At 36.6% G+C, this 15,885-nt stretch carries 20 protein-coding genes and 1 other RNA gene; 4 read left to right on the forward strand and 17 right to left on the reverse strand.

From position 1 onward, the window contains the following. Positions 1 to 16: 16 nt before the first annotated feature. The 5 genes from tatC to ACKXGF_RS08105 form a co-directional block, all read right to left on the reverse strand. Positions 17 to 778 (reverse strand): twin-arginine translocase subunit TatC, encoded by a 762-nt coding sequence (gene tatC / locus ACKXGF_RS08085; RefSeq protein ID WP_411953289.1) that lies wholly within the window; start codon positions 776 to 778, stop codon positions 17 to 19. Between the two features lie 87 nt (positions 779 to 865). Continuing rightward, complete coding sequence (tatA, locus tag ACKXGF_RS08090; RefSeq protein WP_167260445.1) at positions 866 to 1,081, reverse strand: twin-arginine translocase TatA/TatE family subunit; 216 nt, start codon at positions 1,079 to 1,081, stop codon at positions 866 to 868. A gap of 20 nt (positions 1,082 to 1,101) precedes the next feature. Further along, positions 1,102 to 1,284: a twin-arginine translocase TatA/TatE family subunit gene (locus tag ACKXGF_RS08095; RefSeq protein ID WP_167260447.1), complete on the reverse strand. Its 183-nt coding sequence runs from the start codon at positions 1,282 to 1,284 to the stop codon at positions 1,102 to 1,104. Positions 1,285 to 1,381: 97 nt separating this feature from the next. Next, the gene (locus tag ACKXGF_RS08100; RefSeq protein ID WP_411953290.1) at positions 1,382 to 1,867 is read right to left on the reverse strand and encodes a dihydrofolate reductase; all 486 of its coding nucleotides are present in this window, start codon (positions 1,865 to 1,867) and stop codon (positions 1,382 to 1,384) included. Between the two features lie 11 nt (positions 1,868 to 1,878). Further along, positions 1,879 to 2,838 (reverse strand): thymidylate synthase, encoded by a 960-nt coding sequence (locus ACKXGF_RS08105; protein ID WP_411953291.1) that lies wholly within the window; start codon positions 2,836 to 2,838, stop codon positions 1,879 to 1,881. 96 nt (positions 2,839 to 2,934) lie between these two features. Here ACKXGF_RS08105 and ACKXGF_RS08110 point away from each other — a divergent pair, with 96 nt between their 5' ends. Next, positions 2,935 to 3,927, forward strand: coding sequence for an NlpC/P60 family protein (locus ACKXGF_RS08110; protein ID WP_411953292.1), 993 nt, complete (start codon positions 2,935 to 2,937; stop codon positions 3,925 to 3,927). On the opposite strand, the gene ACKXGF_RS08115 is transcribed toward ACKXGF_RS08110, so the two are convergent. After that, the gene (locus tag ACKXGF_RS08115) at positions 3,921 to 4,778 is read right to left on the reverse strand and encodes a DUF72 domain-containing protein (protein WP_411953293.1); all 858 of its coding nucleotides are present in this window, start codon (positions 4,776 to 4,778) and stop codon (positions 3,921 to 3,923) included. The two genes, ACKXGF_RS08110 and ACKXGF_RS08115, sit on opposite strands and share 7 nt — an antisense overlap. Before the next feature lie 246 nt (positions 4,779 to 5,024). On the opposite strand from ACKXGF_RS08115, the gene ACKXGF_RS08120 reads away from it, so the two are divergent. Then, entirely contained in the window at positions 5,025 to 5,225 is a 201-nt protein-coding gene (locus ACKXGF_RS08120) for a cold-shock protein (RefSeq protein ID WP_167260455.1), read from the forward strand. A 59-nt stretch (positions 5,226 to 5,284) separates the two neighbouring features. Here the strand turns inward: ACKXGF_RS08120 and ACKXGF_RS08125 are convergent, their stop codons facing one another. From ACKXGF_RS08125 to ACKXGF_RS08175, 11 genes are all read right to left on the reverse strand, one after another. Continuing rightward, complete coding sequence (locus ACKXGF_RS08125; RefSeq protein ID WP_411953294.1) at positions 5,285 to 6,118, reverse strand: sulfurtransferase; 834 nt, start codon at positions 6,116 to 6,118, stop codon at positions 5,285 to 5,287. A 15-nt stretch (positions 6,119 to 6,133) separates the two neighbouring features. Next, positions 6,134 to 6,637 carry an isoprenylcysteine carboxyl methyltransferase family protein gene (locus tag ACKXGF_RS08130; RefSeq protein ID WP_411955570.1) on the reverse strand — a complete coding sequence of 168 codons (504 nt, stop codon included), beginning with the start codon at positions 6,635 to 6,637 and terminating at the stop codon, positions 6,134 to 6,136. A gap of 9 nt (positions 6,638 to 6,646) precedes the next feature. Continuing rightward, complete coding sequence (locus tag ACKXGF_RS08135) at positions 6,647 to 7,714, reverse strand: type III polyketide synthase (protein ID WP_411953295.1); 1,068 nt, start codon at positions 7,712 to 7,714, stop codon at positions 6,647 to 6,649. A gap of 93 nt (positions 7,715 to 7,807) precedes the next feature. Further along, the gene (locus ACKXGF_RS08140) at positions 7,808 to 8,950 is read right to left on the reverse strand and encodes a THUMP domain-containing class I SAM-dependent RNA methyltransferase (RefSeq protein ID WP_411953296.1); all 1,143 of its coding nucleotides are present in this window, start codon (positions 8,948 to 8,950) and stop codon (positions 7,808 to 7,810) included. Between the two features lie 93 nt (positions 8,951 to 9,043). Beyond that, positions 9,044 to 9,428: RNase P RNA component class B (gene rnpB / locus ACKXGF_RS08145), an RNA gene on the reverse strand. Between the two features lie 83 nt (positions 9,429 to 9,511). Beyond that, on the reverse strand, positions 9,512 to 9,811 hold the full coding sequence (gpsB, locus tag ACKXGF_RS08150; protein ID WP_411953297.1) for a cell division regulator GpsB: 300 nt from the start codon (positions 9,809 to 9,811) through the stop codon (positions 9,512 to 9,514). 20 nt (positions 9,812 to 9,831) lie between these two features. Then, entirely contained in the window at positions 9,832 to 10,392 is a 561-nt protein-coding gene (locus ACKXGF_RS08155; protein ID WP_411953298.1) for an SLOG family protein, read from the reverse strand. A 64-nt stretch (positions 10,393 to 10,456) separates the two neighbouring features. Next, positions 10,457 to 10,864 (reverse strand): cytidine deaminase, encoded by a 408-nt coding sequence (locus ACKXGF_RS08160; protein ID WP_411953299.1) that lies wholly within the window; start codon positions 10,862 to 10,864, stop codon positions 10,457 to 10,459. A 50-nt stretch (positions 10,865 to 10,914) separates the two neighbouring features. Next, positions 10,915 to 11,277: a DUF1798 family protein gene (locus tag ACKXGF_RS08165; protein ID WP_411953300.1), complete on the reverse strand. Its 363-nt coding sequence runs from the start codon at positions 11,275 to 11,277 to the stop codon at positions 10,915 to 10,917. 50 nt (positions 11,278 to 11,327) lie between these two features. Beyond that, a complete protein-coding gene (locus ACKXGF_RS08170) occupies positions 11,328 to 11,459 on the reverse strand; it encodes a hypothetical protein (protein WP_411953301.1) in 132 nt (43 codons plus the stop codon). A gap of 108 nt (positions 11,460 to 11,567) precedes the next feature. After that, entirely contained in the window at positions 11,568 to 12,527 is a 960-nt protein-coding gene (locus ACKXGF_RS08175) for a DUF2515 family protein (RefSeq protein ID WP_411953302.1), read from the reverse strand. A gap of 96 nt (positions 12,528 to 12,623) precedes the next feature. Here ACKXGF_RS08175 and recU point away from each other — a divergent pair, with 96 nt between their 5' ends. Both recU and ACKXGF_RS08185 read left to right on the forward strand, forming a co-directional pair. Next, entirely contained in the window at positions 12,624 to 13,250 is a 627-nt protein-coding gene (gene recU / locus ACKXGF_RS08180) for a Holliday junction resolvase RecU (protein ID WP_411953303.1), read from the forward strand. Continuing rightward, a complete protein-coding gene (locus tag ACKXGF_RS08185; protein WP_411953304.1) occupies positions 13,243 to 15,867 on the forward strand; it encodes a PBP1A family penicillin-binding protein in 2,625 nt (874 codons plus the stop codon). Before recU ends, ACKXGF_RS08185 begins: the two co-directional genes overlap by 8 nt. The last annotated feature ends 18 nt before the right edge of the window (positions 15,868 to 15,885 follow it).

Genomic DNA, 15,885 nt, shown 5'->3' on the forward strand with positions numbered 1-15,885 from the left:
ACATAAACACCTGCTTTTATTCGTTATCTAATTGATCTTGAATAGCGGCTAATTTTTTCAACCTTCGTTTATAAACAATTCCTGATGTCATAATCGCTAACTCATAAAGTAATATCATTGGCGCAGCCACAATGAGTTGTAATATAAAGTCAGGTGGGGATAACATAGTCCCCAATATGACAAGAATTAAATAAGCATACTTTCTTGTCCGTTTCATATAGTCAGGTGTTAATACACCTAGACTCGTTAAGAACATAGCAATGAGTGGTACTTCAAAGAAAAATGCAAACGGTACAGTGATTTGCATAATAAAACGGAAATATTTATTAACCGTAAACATTTCATTCACGACACCGTCACTTAAACCAAGTAAGAAATTCAAAACTAAATCTTTAATAATAAAATAACCAAAACCTAATCCTAAAGCAAATAGGATAAAAATCGCTGGAACATATAATAAGCTAACGCGTGCTTCATGCTTGGTTAGACCAGGTTTTATAAATAACCACAACTGTAAAGCTAAAAACGGTATCGTAATTAGAAAACCAACAATCGTCCCGATAATGACATATACCCAAATTATATCGAATGGACTAAGTACAGTCAGCTGAAAGGGCACATCATTCGCTACATAGTTATAAACCTCTTCACGGAAATAAAAGCCGACACCGAAGGACAGAGCAAATACGATAAAACTCCAGAAAAAACGGCGCCTGAGTTCACCTAAGTGACCTGTCCAATCCATTTCTTGTTGATCTATTTCTTCCTCATGCGTCAAAAGTTTCACCTCTTACTACCAATCTCACCATAACATTTATCATAAAAGAAGATGTAAGGAACTCCTTACACCTTGGTGAAACGATCATTATTGTTTATTAGAATCTGACTGTTGCTCTTTCGTGTTAGAGGAATTCGACGAGTTTGAATCGTCAGACATTAAATCGTTCGTTGCTTTTTTAAATTCCTTTAACGAAGAACCAAATGCTTTACCGATCTCTGGTAACTTCGATGGGCCAAAAACAAGCAATAATACTAATACGATTAAAATTAACCCTGGTAATCCGATGCTACCGATGCCCATAATATCACTCCATTTATAATTTATTGACGATCAGTCGTCTTTTTTGATTCTGAATCATCTTCATCAGTTATGCCACGTGTAGAATTTTTAAATTCTCTTAATGATTGGCCAAGTGATTGACCTAATTCAGGTAATTTCTTCGGTCCAAATATAATGAGAAGGATAATTAAAATTAAAATTAATCCCGGTACACCGACTGTCATACATACACCTACCTGTCCCATACTATTACTAACTACATTGTCGCTTATTTCAACTCATTTTGCAAACATATCGAGAGGACTGTTACAAAATGTTCACTTATTGTCGCTTATAAACAGAAAAAGTATGTGCATGTTGGTTCTTTTCGTCCGTCTCCCCTTCTGTTCTTTCAACTAATGCCCACTTGGACCAATCAACTTCCGGAAAATAAGTATCACCTTCAAAAGTCGAATGGATATGAGTTATATACATGTAATCGGCAAATGATAATGCTTCAGCAAAAAGGGCTGCTCCACCAATAATAAATACATGTTCATTGGATAAAACAACATCTTGTAACTCTTCCATACTATGAATAACTGTACATCCTTCTGGGTTGAAATCCTTTTGCCTTGTTAATATGATGTTATGACGTTTAGGAAGTGGTCTCCCGATCGATTCGAACGTTTTTCTTCCCATAACAATTGTCGACTGTGAGGTAACCGATTTAAAATATTTCAAATCATTCGGTAAGTGCCAGGGCATCCCTTGATCCAAACCAATCACATGATTTTCGTCCATCGCTACGATCATTGAATATGTCATGAATAACCTCCTTATACAGCAACTGGTGCCTTAATACTTGGATGTGGATCATATCCTGTAATTGATAAATCATCTAGTTTAATGTCAAAAATTGATTGTTTTTCTTGGTTAATTTTTAATGTTGGTAATGGCATCATCTCACGCTCTAATTGTGTCTTTACTTGTGAAAAATGATTATGATAAATATGAGCATCACCAAATGTGTGAATGAACTCACCAACCTCAAGCCCACATTCATGCGCCACAAGATGTGTTAGTAAAGCATAACTTGCTATATTAAATGGTACACCAAGAAAAATATCACCACTCCGTTGATAAAGTTGACAAGATAGCCGTCCATCTTCTACGTAAAATTGAAATAATGTGTGACATGGTGGTAAAGCCATTGATGGAATATCTTCAGGGTTCCAAGCAGATACAATCAATCGTCTAGAGTTAGGATTCGTTTTAATATCATGAACGACCTGCTTTAATTGATCAATCGTCTCCCCTTGAGAACTTTGCCAGTTTCTCCACTGCTTACCATAAACTTCACCTAAGTGTCCAAACCGTTCAGCAAAGTCATCGTCTTCTAATATGTATTGTTTAAACAGTTGCATTTGTTCTTGGTAGATTTTATTAAATGCCTCATCTTGTTGAGCACGCACCCCAAAGTTATCCATATTCGGCCCTGTGTAATCATCACTTTCAACCCAGTTTTTAAAAGCCCATTCATTCCAAATATTATTATTATGCTGAAGCAAATAACGAATGTTTGTGTCCCCTTTAATAAACCACAACAATTCACTGGCAATTAATTTAAATGGAACTTTCTTAGTCGTAAGTAAAGGGAAACCATCTTGAAGATCAAAACGCATTTGATAGCCGAAGATTGAACGTGTTCCGACTCCTGTTCGATCATGACGGTCTTGACCATGATTAAGCGTATAGTCACTCATATTTAAATAGGCTTCTTCATTTTTAATAGTCATTGTTACCCCTCCGTTCATTTCGTTACAAAACTGTAATGTATACCCTTCAATTTCTGACATATAGTCATATTAGAGTACTTGAAAGGTGTGATCATTATGGTGAATGCAACACCTACTAAAAAAATGATATTAGGTGCAATAGCAGGAAATTTAGCTCTAGCGTCTCCGTTTGCTTTTTATTCACCAGTGCATGCTAGCGAAATAGCTTCCGTTCAATCGACGCCTTTGAGTTACGGCGACCATGGTGAAGCGGTTTTAACCTTGCACCGAAAATTAAAAACAATAGAATATTATCCTAAGAAAGAGACCGCTCAATATAATGCTTTAACCGAATATGCTGTGAAGCAGTTCCAAACAGATCACCATTTAGCTGCTAATGGTGAGCTAAATCAAGAAACAGCTAATATGTTAGACCAAGTTTTTCACGATCATTATATCACATCTATCACGGATGTAGCGGAGGAAATTAAATTCGGCGAGCAATCAAAAAGAGTTGAAAAACTGCAAAACTCACTTAAAGCATTACGTCTATATGATGAAAAAGTTGACGGTATTGCTGGGCCTAACACGAAAGAAGCGCTTGAAAAATTTGATCAGTTTAGTGATGACAAGTTAGATTTAAGTCAATTAGAACCCCCAACGATCGTACATCATGAAGAAACACAACAAGTTAGTCATATGTCTCAATCACAATCAAATACAAAACAAAAATCCGAAACTGTTCAAAAACAATCAAACCGATCCGTTATTTCAACAGCACGTTCACTAGTAGGAACGCCATACAGTTGGGGCGGAACAACAAGAAGCGGATTTGATTGTAGTGGCTTTTTACAATATGTATATAGCCAGCAAGGAAGTTATTTACCACGTACGGTTAGCGATATCTGGAATGCTACCTCCCCTACTTCAAAGCCAAGCGTCGGTAATTTAGTGTTTTTTGAAACCTATCAACCAGGGCCATCGCATGCCGGCATTTATATCGGAAATAATCAATTTATCCATGCTGGAACATCATCAGGTGTAACCATTAGTAATTTATCTGATAGTTACTGGAACCAACGATATTTAGGTGCAAGGATTGTTCATTGATCCGAAAATAAATCGATTTGTTTCGCGTTTAATCCGGTATAATTTATACCTAGCAAATGCTGAAAACGTTTTGCATTGGCATAAGCATGATGTCCCGAATTGTTATTAAACAAAATGGTTAATTGCTCTACTTGTTGAGATAAATTCTGCACACGATCACGCCATGATTTCAATTCTTCATCATTATAATTGTATAAAAATCGGACTTCTCGCCAGTTTTCTTGGCCACTTTGGTTCCAACCATAGACATTACGACCATGAAACCGTATTAAGGATTGTTTTTCATGAGTAATTTCTGGGACAACTGGAATCGAAGACTGACCAGCTTGAGGTTCATCACAAATAGTATGGATCCATTCATCTTCCCTTAAGAAGTTGATTGTGTCTGCTATTATTTGTTCTTGATACCATGACCGATTGCGAAATTCAATCGCAATTGGATAGCATTGAAATTGTTCGCGAATGAATTTCAACCGTTGAATATGCTTTCGACGGACATCAAACCATGGCGGAAATTGAAATAATATTGCATTTAATTTACCTGATTCAATTAAAGGGTCGATCTGCTGCTGATATGATTGGAACATCGACTTAATTTCTTTCCGTGTATATGTTTGGCGATCATGACCAGTAAATGCCTGGTATGCTTTAACAACAAATGAAAAATTATTTGGTGTCTGTTGATCCCAACTTCTTATTTGCTCTGGGCTCATGATGCTATAGAAGCAACTATCCAACTCAACAACAGGAAAATGAGCAGCATAAGAAGACAATTTATGTCTAGAACCGATGTCTTGTTCATGTATATCAGGATGGTCTCCCCAACCAGTTAAGCCAATATTGATTGTCACACGATCACTCCTAAATTTTAGATACACTTAACTCTTGACTTTGTATTTTATATCGGATATACTGAAAGTGCAATTGAGACGTGAAGTATCATAAAGAAAGTCGGGTAACTTCTATAGAAGTGAGAGATGCATTTGTGATCCTTCATTTCTATGGGAGTTACCCTTTTTTGGATACGGAACGTCAATTGTGAATAATCCATTCATAAAATTATCTATGAATGGCAAGTTTTTAGGAGGCTTTTTAAAATGCAAAACGGTACAGTAAAATGGTTTAACGCAGAGAAAGGATATGGCTTTATCCAAGTAGAAGGTGGAGACGATGTATTCGTACACTACTCTGCAATTAACGAAGATGGTTTCAAAACATTAGACGAAGGTCAAGACGTTGAATTCGAAATTGTTGAAGGCGACCGTGGCCCACAGGCTTCTAACGTTAATAAAAAATAATTAAGAATCATCATATACAAACGGCAATCATTCATTGAATGATTGCCGTTTTTTGTATATTAAGGTTGATTTCCTGTTTTTATTTGATTGCTGTCATTCGTGATCCAATCACTAAAGCTGCCAACATACAACAGCACATTGGAAAAACCAGCTTGCCAAAGTGCTATCACATTAGGTGCTGCTGTAACCCCAGAACCACAATAAACGACAATTTGAGAATACTCATTGAGCACTTCAAAATGTTTTTGTAGTTGCTCGTTATGTTTAAAAAATCCATTTTCAAATAATGCTGTCCAATCATAATTCAAAGCTGTCGGTATATGACCTGCTTTTTTATCAATTGGTTCATGCTGTCCCGTATAGCGATCGTGGCTTCTGGAATCAATTAGTGCCACATTTTCTTTTTGAATGTAGTGTTGAACATCGCTTTGAGTTGCTATTAGCGATTGCACTAATCTCCAGCTTTGCTCTTTCTCAATTTTATGATTGATGGGAACTTCATCTGTTGTTGAAAGCCCGGCTTCCTTCCACGCTGAGAGACCACCATCTAATACATAAGCTTCTTCATGACCTATTGCTTTTAATAACCAAACAAAACGAGAGGCAAATGCATGGTTATCATCATAAGCAATCACAATTGATTGATCATTAATTCCTGCTTGTTTTAGAGTATCCAAAAATTGATTAAGATCTGGCAGTGGGTGTCTACCACCTGTTTCTTTGATTTCACCACTCAAATCCTTCTCCAAGTCCATATATACTGCACCTGGTATATGTTCATGTGCGTAAGATACCTTCCCTTTTTCAGGATCTTGTAAATCGAAACGACAGTCAACAAAGATTAGATCTTGCCTTAAGTTCCATTCATATGCGGACTGAACTGATATAATCAATTGAACCCCTCCCTTTTATTTCTCATCATACAGACTTAACGCTTGATTTTCTAACGGAATTCTTTTTGTCATTAGCGCAACATGTAATAAAGGAAATATAAAGGCAGTCAGATAAGCATGAAACATCAATGACAAGCAAATGAATTCAAAAAATACGATCCAATAATTAGGATGCTTTACCCAACGAAATAAACCATTTGTAACACGTTCATCGTTTGTAGGGTTGATAATAACTTTTGTATTCCATAATCGACCCAAAGTTTTAATGACATAAACACGGCATAATTGTAAAACTATAAATATGACGAACAATAGCCAAGGAATTGATTGCTGCCACTGATGTGAGATATAACTTTCAACAATTAAACTAAATAGAAATAACGAATGGACAAGCACAATCCAATGGTAATAAGGGTCATTGATCATAATTCCGCCACGTTTCAACTGATAAGCCTCATTTTTGCGGGCCAATCCTAATTCATATAATCTTAGCGCTATTAAATAAATGAATATGACCACATAAAACAATTATATGACCTCCAACAGTAATATTTCTGAAGAAAATCCTGGTCCTAGAGCAGTTAAGAGCCCCTTATCACCTTGTTTTAACTCCTGATTGATATAGCTTTGTAATACAAATAATACTGTAGGCGATGACATATTACCAAACTGTCTTAAGACGGATTTTGCTGTATCTAGTTTAAGTAAATCAGGTATTATGTCTTCTAATTGTTCAATGATTTTCTTGCCACCTGGATGCGCAACAACAAAATTCAAATCATTCTGGGTTAAATTGTTTCGTTCTAGAAATTCTTGTACCTGAGGTGCCCAAAAAGAATTCACCAATCTCGGGATCTTTTGACTAAACACCACATGAAATCCATCATCCTTAACGTCCCAACCCATCACATCAAGAGAGTCTGGTAATAGCTTTGAGTCAGTCGTGTTGATTTGAACAGTACAGCCTTCAGATTGTTTTACAAGATCATGATTAGCACCTAATAATAATACAGCTGCTGCCCCGTCACTAAAGATTGCGGCACCGACAATATCTTTTTTCGTTAAATCTCGCGGGTGAAAGGCAGTGGATGCTAACTCACAACACACTAATAATAACGATTCATCTGGATGAGCTTTTAGATAATCATAAGCTCTTGCTAAACCAATAGCCCCTCCCGCACAACCTAATCCAAACATAGGCATGCGCTTTATCGACGATGAAAGTTGTAATTCATTAATGAGATGAGCATCAAATGAAGGCGTTAATATTCCCGTGCTAGTCACACTAATGATGGCGTCAATTTCTAAAGATTGATCATAGTTACCAAGGCAATTCTCAACTGCTTCTTGAGCAAGATTTAAGCCTTCTTCAAACCATAATTGATGGCGATCACTTAATTTATTCTCACTATGAAGCCATTCTCGATCCGCTGCAAAATAACGTGTATCAATCGCTGCTTGATCAAACACAGCTAGATATTTTTGAAGTGATTCATTCGTATATTGTGAGATGAATTGTTTTGCTTCTGATTGACTAAACCGGTGACGCGGGACACTTGTACCAATTGATGAAATTATAGCCATATGTGTAACCACCTTTTTATTCTTATAATCCCCTTTATTCGCTCCTTCTAATCATCTCAAATTATGAAAAACCATCTAGCGCTTGCACTAGATGGTCAATGTTCATCAATATTTTTTACCGAAGAATTGATAATAGTCTGCTTTAATAAAACCGTTGAATAGCTTTCGCTTTTTCGATGCCTGAACACCATAATGCTTTTCAAATTGCTCATGTGAAGTTAACATGTACACACTCCATTTAGGGAAATCCTTCATAATACCGCCTAAAGCACGGTATAATGATTCTACTTCATCACGATCACTAAGACGTTCACCATAAGGTGGATTCCCAATCACATAACCTACATCAGATTTGGGACGAAGATCTTTAACATTCATTTGCTTCCATTCAATTAGATCAGCTAACCCTGCTTCAAGTGCATTATTAGTCGCTATTTCAATCGCATTGTGATCGATATCTGAACCAGTTATGGATAATGGTTGATCATAATTGGCTATGTCCTCTGCTTCTTCTAAAGCTTCATCCCAAATGGATTGTGGTAGAAAGTCCCATTCTTGTGCGGAAAAATCACGATTAAATCCCGGTGCAATATTCTGACCAATTAATGCGGCTTCAATTGGTATAGTACCAGAGCCTGTGAAGGGATCGACCAATGTCTTATCAGGTGTCCAATTCGTTAACTTAACTAATGCAGCGGCTAGGGTTTCTTTAAGTGGTGCGTCCACTTGATCGATTCGATAGCCACGTTTGTGTAAACCAGCCCCTGTTGTATCAAGTGAAAGTGTGACGCGATCTTTAAGTATAGCGACTTCCACTTTATAACGTACGCCTGATTCTTCTAAACGTGAATGAATATGATATTGCTCTTGCAAACGAGAAACAATCGCTTTCTTTACGATCGATTGACAATCTGGCACCGAATAGAGTTTAGATTTATGTGATTTACCGACAACATGAATAAAAGCATCTTCAGGTAACCAATCTTCCCATGGGCAAGCTTTTGTTTGTTCGAATAATTCATCGAAGCTATAGGCATCGAACTCATCGACTAGAACTTTGACGCGATCAGCCGTTCTTAACCAAAGATTGGTACGTGCGATTCCTGCAAAGTCTGATTTAAAAATAACTTTCCCATTTTCAGTTTTTAAGTCATGATAGCCTAAGTCTTGTAGTTCTTGCTTAACAAGACCTTCTAAGCCCATAGCTGCTGTTGCTATTAAAGTGAGTTGATTTGACACGAGAGTCATTCCTTTCGCAAATCTGAAATCATCTATCTATAGTATGTATGAAATAATTTATTCAATATGAAATAAAGGCATAAATAAGGTGACCGATCAATGTTTGGTAAGCCATGTTCTGTCTCTTAGTACTGCTAACGGTGGTCAATCTCGTACGCCGAGTGTAATCATCTATCTACAAGCCATAAATGCTTGTCTTCTTGCTAAGTTGAATTCCTTGCAAGAAGTGCCCCTACCATTGTTTGGGTTGCTCACTCGCGGGGTTTACCGCGTTCCACCTCGATTGTTTCCAATCAAGCTCGTCTCTGTGGCACTTTAAAGGTATTGTAGCCCTATCGAAAAGACGTAGGCTACAGCCTTGCCGTTAGCTACCTTTAAGGTAACTACCTTGACTTATGGTTTCGTCAAGCACGAACACTACTAGCATCTCAGCTAGTGTGAGCATGGACTTTCCTCTCAAGCTGTACTTGAGCAATTACATTAACATTGATCTTCCTTATTTATGCCTGAACAACGTATTTTAACACATCATATTAAATAATTCGACTGTAAATATTAACAAAATGACTCTTACTCACTTCGCCCGCCACGACTAAATACAGCTTTTTCTAAATTCGATAACCTTTGTAGAACATCAGCATTGACTTGAGAACGACTTTGGTTTGTTGTTTCAAATTGTGGTGAACCACTTGAAGCATTCGTGATCCGTTCCATCTCTTCTTTTAATCGGCTGATCTCTTTTTCGAAGTAATCGTAATCCTTAATGACAACATCTAAAAACTCGTCCACTTCATCCTGATTGTATCCGCGCATCGATGTTTTGAATTCCTTATCTAAAATGTCTTGATTAGTAAGCTGTGGTTTATACATAAATAAATACCCTCCTACGATTAATCATATTCTAATAGTCCAGATTCTTGCATATCACGAGCTATTTCTTCTAAATCAAACGCATTGATCTGGAACATCTCATAATCTTTTTGTTCTTGATACTGTAATACAAGTTGATGAAAATATTTAGGCGAGCCACCATATTCATCCTCATAGACAATCAAACAACCATCCGTCTTGTTAAGCAGCCATTTGTCTCGGGTTTGGTATTGTGAAGGCCCTTCATAAGATTTTTGGCTTAATGGTTGTGAAAAGTCAGCTTTTAAGAGCATTGTTTGATATTTCTGCTGTTTTTCTTCGTTCCATACCTGATCTTGGTTCTGAAATGGCGGAATCACCGCTATTTTTAGGTCGTAGTCATTTTTTAATTGCTCGACAACATCAAATGCCCACATTTCTACCCCTGGTTGACCAGAGATCACAATCCATTCCAACTCTTGTTCAACAAGAGGCACTAGTTGACGTTTAATCGCCTCTTGAATGACGGTTATTTTTTGGTCTTGTTCATTAAATATATTCAGTTCATGTGGTTTATATCCTATAATTGCAATTGATTTCATAATACTAGTATATCAAAAAAAGAGCTAGTGTTAACTAGCTCTCTGAAAAAACATTAAAGTTATATTAATTTTGGCCAGATTCTAAATCCTCTGGTGTAAAAGAGAAAGGTAACAATTCTTGAACTGTCGTTTCTTTCACTTCTAGATTCTTGTTCGTAATATAAACAGGCATTGACGGTTCAAAGAATTCACTCATCACCTGTCGACAAGCGCCACAAGGTGGTACTGGGCGATCTGTATTAGCCATAACAGCTAAAGCTTCAAAGTCACGAACGCCTTGAGATACTGCTTTAAAAATAGCTACGCGCTCACCACAACATGTTAATGGATAGGAAGCGTTTTCAATGTTACAGCCTTGAAAAACTTCGCCATCCTTTGTTAACAATGCTGCACCCACAGGGAATTTAGAATATGGCACATAAGCTTGCGATAACATTTCTTGCGCTGCATTTACTAGTTGCTCTTTCTCCATCTCGACCTCTCCTCTTTATTCATCTATATCTTCAATTTTAGGAAAACGATTTAGGAATGATCTGTTATACTAACGTCATTTAAAACGAGATCTAAATTATACATAACCGATTGATACAATTCCATAAATCGTTTCTTCCGTACATCATGAAAATAGCTATGCAAAATCATAATCTCTAAGTTATCTTTTGTATTTTTAATCTGATTAGGAAATAACGGAATTTGATGAACAATCGCGTTTGCATCCTCTTCCCACTTCTCAATCTTTTCAAATTGATTAAGCGATTCATTTTTAACTTGGTAAAACTCATCGTATATTTTGCGATTAAATTTATAACCGTTTTCATATCGATCAAAGCAATTTTCTAAGAGCTGATGCCTTAGTTCTTTCGTTAAGTCGATAAAAGCCTGCATAACATCCACCTTTCTACATCTAATGTATCATGAAATATAACTGAATTCTATTATTTAGTGCCCTTTTTCTGAATTTTATCTTCTATTTGATCTGTTAATTGATCTAATGCTTGTTCTAATTCATCTAATGATAATAATAGTTCACCTTTATCAACATAGGGATTCGTAATCATCTGTTCCACACCATTTCCCCCTTTCTTCTTTATCATGGTATTCATGATGACAGAGGGAAAACCCTTGCTTAGTGACGATAATCGAACCAAATAGACAAAACTAGAAGTAAAGTGGTTTTAATTGACAAGATGCTTCTTTTGAGGTTCTGAGATATTCGCCACTTGAGCCAATAGTTGTCTTTTATGCACAAACTGTTTATAGAAAGGTTTTGGATCAACTTTCTTTTCTTCTTTCCACCATTTACGTTTAATTCTCGTATCCTTCACCCAATCACTCATGTTATATGTTATAGAATGATCAATTCGGGTATAACACTCACGTAGTGGTTCACTTACTGTTTCTATATTGGATAATGTAAATTGTTCATAAGCCTTACGACTGCCTATAATGTCAACTTGGTCAGAAAAATCATAAAACAATGGATATAGATAAGGATAAAATAAGATATTCGCTACTTGTTTTCCGAATCGAATGCGATTTGTTACATTTTGAAATGGTGGGACATTAAGCCCATATACTTTTCCCTGCATAGTAGGGATTAAGATTGAATTAAGATGTAAGATTGACTGTATATAATAAGGTAACTGTTTAAATACTTTACGCTGATAAGGGTTATTTTTTATAATTGGCTGTTGGATTAATTGTTGCTCATTAATAATTTGAGCTGTTAATAGTCTTTCAGTATCTTTAGTTTGGTAAAAGTGATACCACTCTTGTTCCATAAATGAAGAAACACCAAAGTATTTTAGTAAAAAGAATAGCGGTCTCCCTTGTAGCTTTGACTGTTCGTAAATCAGCAACTGAGGATACGCATCGCGAAAGATAAACCAATTAATACTTTCATAAGTTAAAAATAACGCTTTACGATCTTGTTCCGACAGTAGGGTTTTATAAACTGGTAATGTTAAGTCCGTCATGTTCCAACCAGCATTGCGGGATACAGTAGAAGCTAAAAATGACCATTTTATTTCAGGATGATTCACATAAAACTGCCAATATGCATGGGTTCGAGCTATATTATCGATGTTAAAGTTAGCTGTTTGTTCCTCGAGGTCATAAACGACTAAAGGTCGCATATCATCATTCCTTTATCAGTATTCAACATATTCACAGTATATCCAATTCTTTTTACTTTAAAATTTGGTATAATAAATGCTGAGGAGGAATTAACTTTGCAATATCCTAAAGGCAGTCGTCAGTCATCTCACATTAAACGCAACAGAAAAAACACTCAAAAACATCAAACTAAAGACGCCTATGCTAACCGAGGTATGACCCTCGAAAAAGACATTAATGATACGAATAAATATTATTTAGAGTCCGGAAAAGCAGTCATCCATAAGAAACCAACACCAATCCAAGTTGTGGATGTTGATTATCCTAAACGTAGTGCAGCTGTTATTAAAGAGGCTTATTATCGTAGACCATCAACAACAGACTTCAACGGACTCTACCAAGGACGTCATATTGACTTTGAGGCTAAAGAAACTAAAAACAAACAATCATTACCTTTAAGTAATATCCATAATCACCAAGTTGAACACATGAAACGTATTCATGATCATGGCGGAATTTCATTTTTAATTGTTCGTTTTTCTAATATGAACGAAACGTTTTTATTACCTTTATCTCATTTTTTATCTATTTGGAACGAACAAGAAAATGGCGGTCGAAAATCGATCCCATATCCTTACATCGCTGAACATGGTTTCGTCATCCCATTCCGCTTACAAGCCAAAGTTGATTATTTACAAGTAATTGATGACGTTTATTTTACGGAGGAGAATAATTATGAGTGATCAAGTAAAGAGTCGGAAAGCCAATAAACAAAAGAAAAAACAAAATAAGAAAATCAATTGGAAAAAAGTCTTTTTAACATTATTGATTATTGGACTAGTCATGACATTAGTTGGTGCTGGTGTCGTTTATTCATATATCAGTGATGCACCTGAGCTTAATGAAGAAGAATTACAAGTACCAGCAGGAACATCGATTTTAGATCGTAACGGTGAAGAAATTGCGAACTTAGCAACTGAAAACCGCACCGTTATTGAATATAGTGACCTATCCCCTGTTGTTGAAGATGCAGTCATTGCTACAGAGGATGCTCGCTTCTATGAACATAGTGGTATTGATATTCGTCGAATCGGTGCTGCAGTCATCGCAAATATAAAAGAAGGATTCGGAGCAGAAGGCGCTAGTACGATTACTCAACAAGTAATCAAGAACTTTTTACTGTCGGACAAAAAAGTCCTTGAGCGAAAAGTACAAGAACAATATTTAGCACTCAAATTAGAGCAAGAATATTCTAAAGAACAAATCTTAATGATGTATTTAAATAAAATTTATTATGGTAACGGCATTTATGGCATTCAACAAGCATCTGAATACTATTATGGCAAAGAGGACTTGAATAATTTAACACTTTCTGAAGCGGCCTTATTAGCAGGTTTACCTCAAAGACCTAGTGGTTATAATCCATTAGAGCATCCAGAACGTGCTCAAGACCGCCGCGATACAGTCTTAGACTTAATGGTCCATCATGATAAAATTACTGAACAAGAAGCTGAAGAAGCGAAACAAGTCAATGTATCAGACATGGTTCAAGAGAATAATGAATCAAGTGAAGTAAATTATCCTGCCTTTATTGAAACAGTATATGATGAAGCTGAAAAATTAATAGAACAAGAAGATTTAAATATTCACACAGCTGGTTTAACGATTCACACAACATTAGACCAAGATGCTCAGCAACAATTGAAGGAATTGCTAAGTCATGATAGCTCTGCTTTCCCGAACAATGAATTAGAAGCAGGTGTGACAGCTCTTGATACAAAAACAGGTCAAGTGCTAGCCATTGGTGGCGGCCGTAATCGAACACAACCATTTAACCAAAACTATGCAACGGATATTGGGCGTGGACCAGGTTCGGCAATTAAACCAATCGTCAGTTACGGCCCTGTTATAGAACAAAATCAGTTTTCTACGTATCATCAATATAATAATAGTCGTGAAGAGGACTATCTTCCTTGGGACAGTGAAAAGACTGTTAGTCGAGGATATACAGGTTGGGTTACCATGCGAGAATCCCTATACCGTTCATTAAATGTACCAGCTGTTATTAATGCCCGTGAGCACCTTGATCAAGAAGCTGCAGGGGAATTTGCTCGCAACTTAGGAATTTCATCAATCGAAGGTAACGTGAATGCTGCAATGCCACTCGGTGGTTCCAATGAAGTCCAAACAAATGCTTACGAGATGGCGGGTGCATATGCAGCATTTGGTAATCAAGGTATGTATAATGAACCACATACCATTACGAAGATCGAATTCCCTGATGGCCGAACAATGGAGCCAGATCGTGAAAGCACACCAGTCATGGAAGATTACACGGCTTATATGATCTCTGACATGCTTAAAGACACGATTGAGAATCCTAACGGAACAGCTGCAGATGAACTTAACTTTGGTTCTATACCAGTGGCTGGTAAAACAGGTACAACTGATAAAACTGTTGACTCATGGTTTGTTGGGTATTCAACAAACTATACGATTTCTGTTTGGACCGGTTATGACGAACAAACTACAATTGAAAACACAAATCCACGTTTCAGAATCTTTGAAACGTTGATGACCCAATTATCAGAAGGTGAAGATACAGCAGATTTCTCCAAACCGGATTCAGTTAAAGAAATTGGAGTTGAAGAAGGATCTCGTCCTGCTAAGTTACCAAGTGAATACACACCTGAAAGCGAGATCGTAACTGAACTCTTTGTCGAAGGTAATGAACCATCTGAAACATCTGATCAGTACGAACAAATCGATCCAATTGAATCATTACAAGTTGACTTTAACGCTGAAGAAGAAAACATTGAAGCTTCTTGGTCTCACCCATCAAGTGGTGATGTCCAATTTGATATCAGCATTTCAGCTAACGATCAAGAGGTTGATTCTATTAGCGGTTACGGCGACACAAGTTATACCTTTAATAATATTGAAAAGGGTCAAACGTATACCTTTGAAATTACAGCCTACGATGCAGCAAATACTGAAAATCAAAGCGAACCTGTAACTGGATCAGTCGAGATTCCAGCAGAAGATTCAGATTTCTGGGAAGAGTTCTTGGATGAAAAAGATGATGATGAAAATGAAGAAGATGAAAATAACGACAATAATAGCGAGGACGAAGAAAACACTAATAACGAAGAATCTGATGAAAACGATGAAGAATCAGATAATACCAATGATGGTGACTCCAGTGAAGAGTCAGGTGACGACAATCAAGAAAACGGAGACACTAACGAAACAGACGATTCTAGTAATACAGACGATTCCAACAACACAGATGATTCTAATAACACAGATGATAGCGAAGAGAATTCGACAGAAGATGACAGCAATCAAGATTCCAACTAAATATAATCATAAAAAACA

The sequence above is a fragment of the Alkalibacillus sp. S2W genome (genome assembly GCF_046764385.1).
Lineage (GTDB): Bacteria > Bacillota > Bacilli > Bacillales > Alkalibacillaceae > Alkalibacillus > Alkalibacillus almallahensis.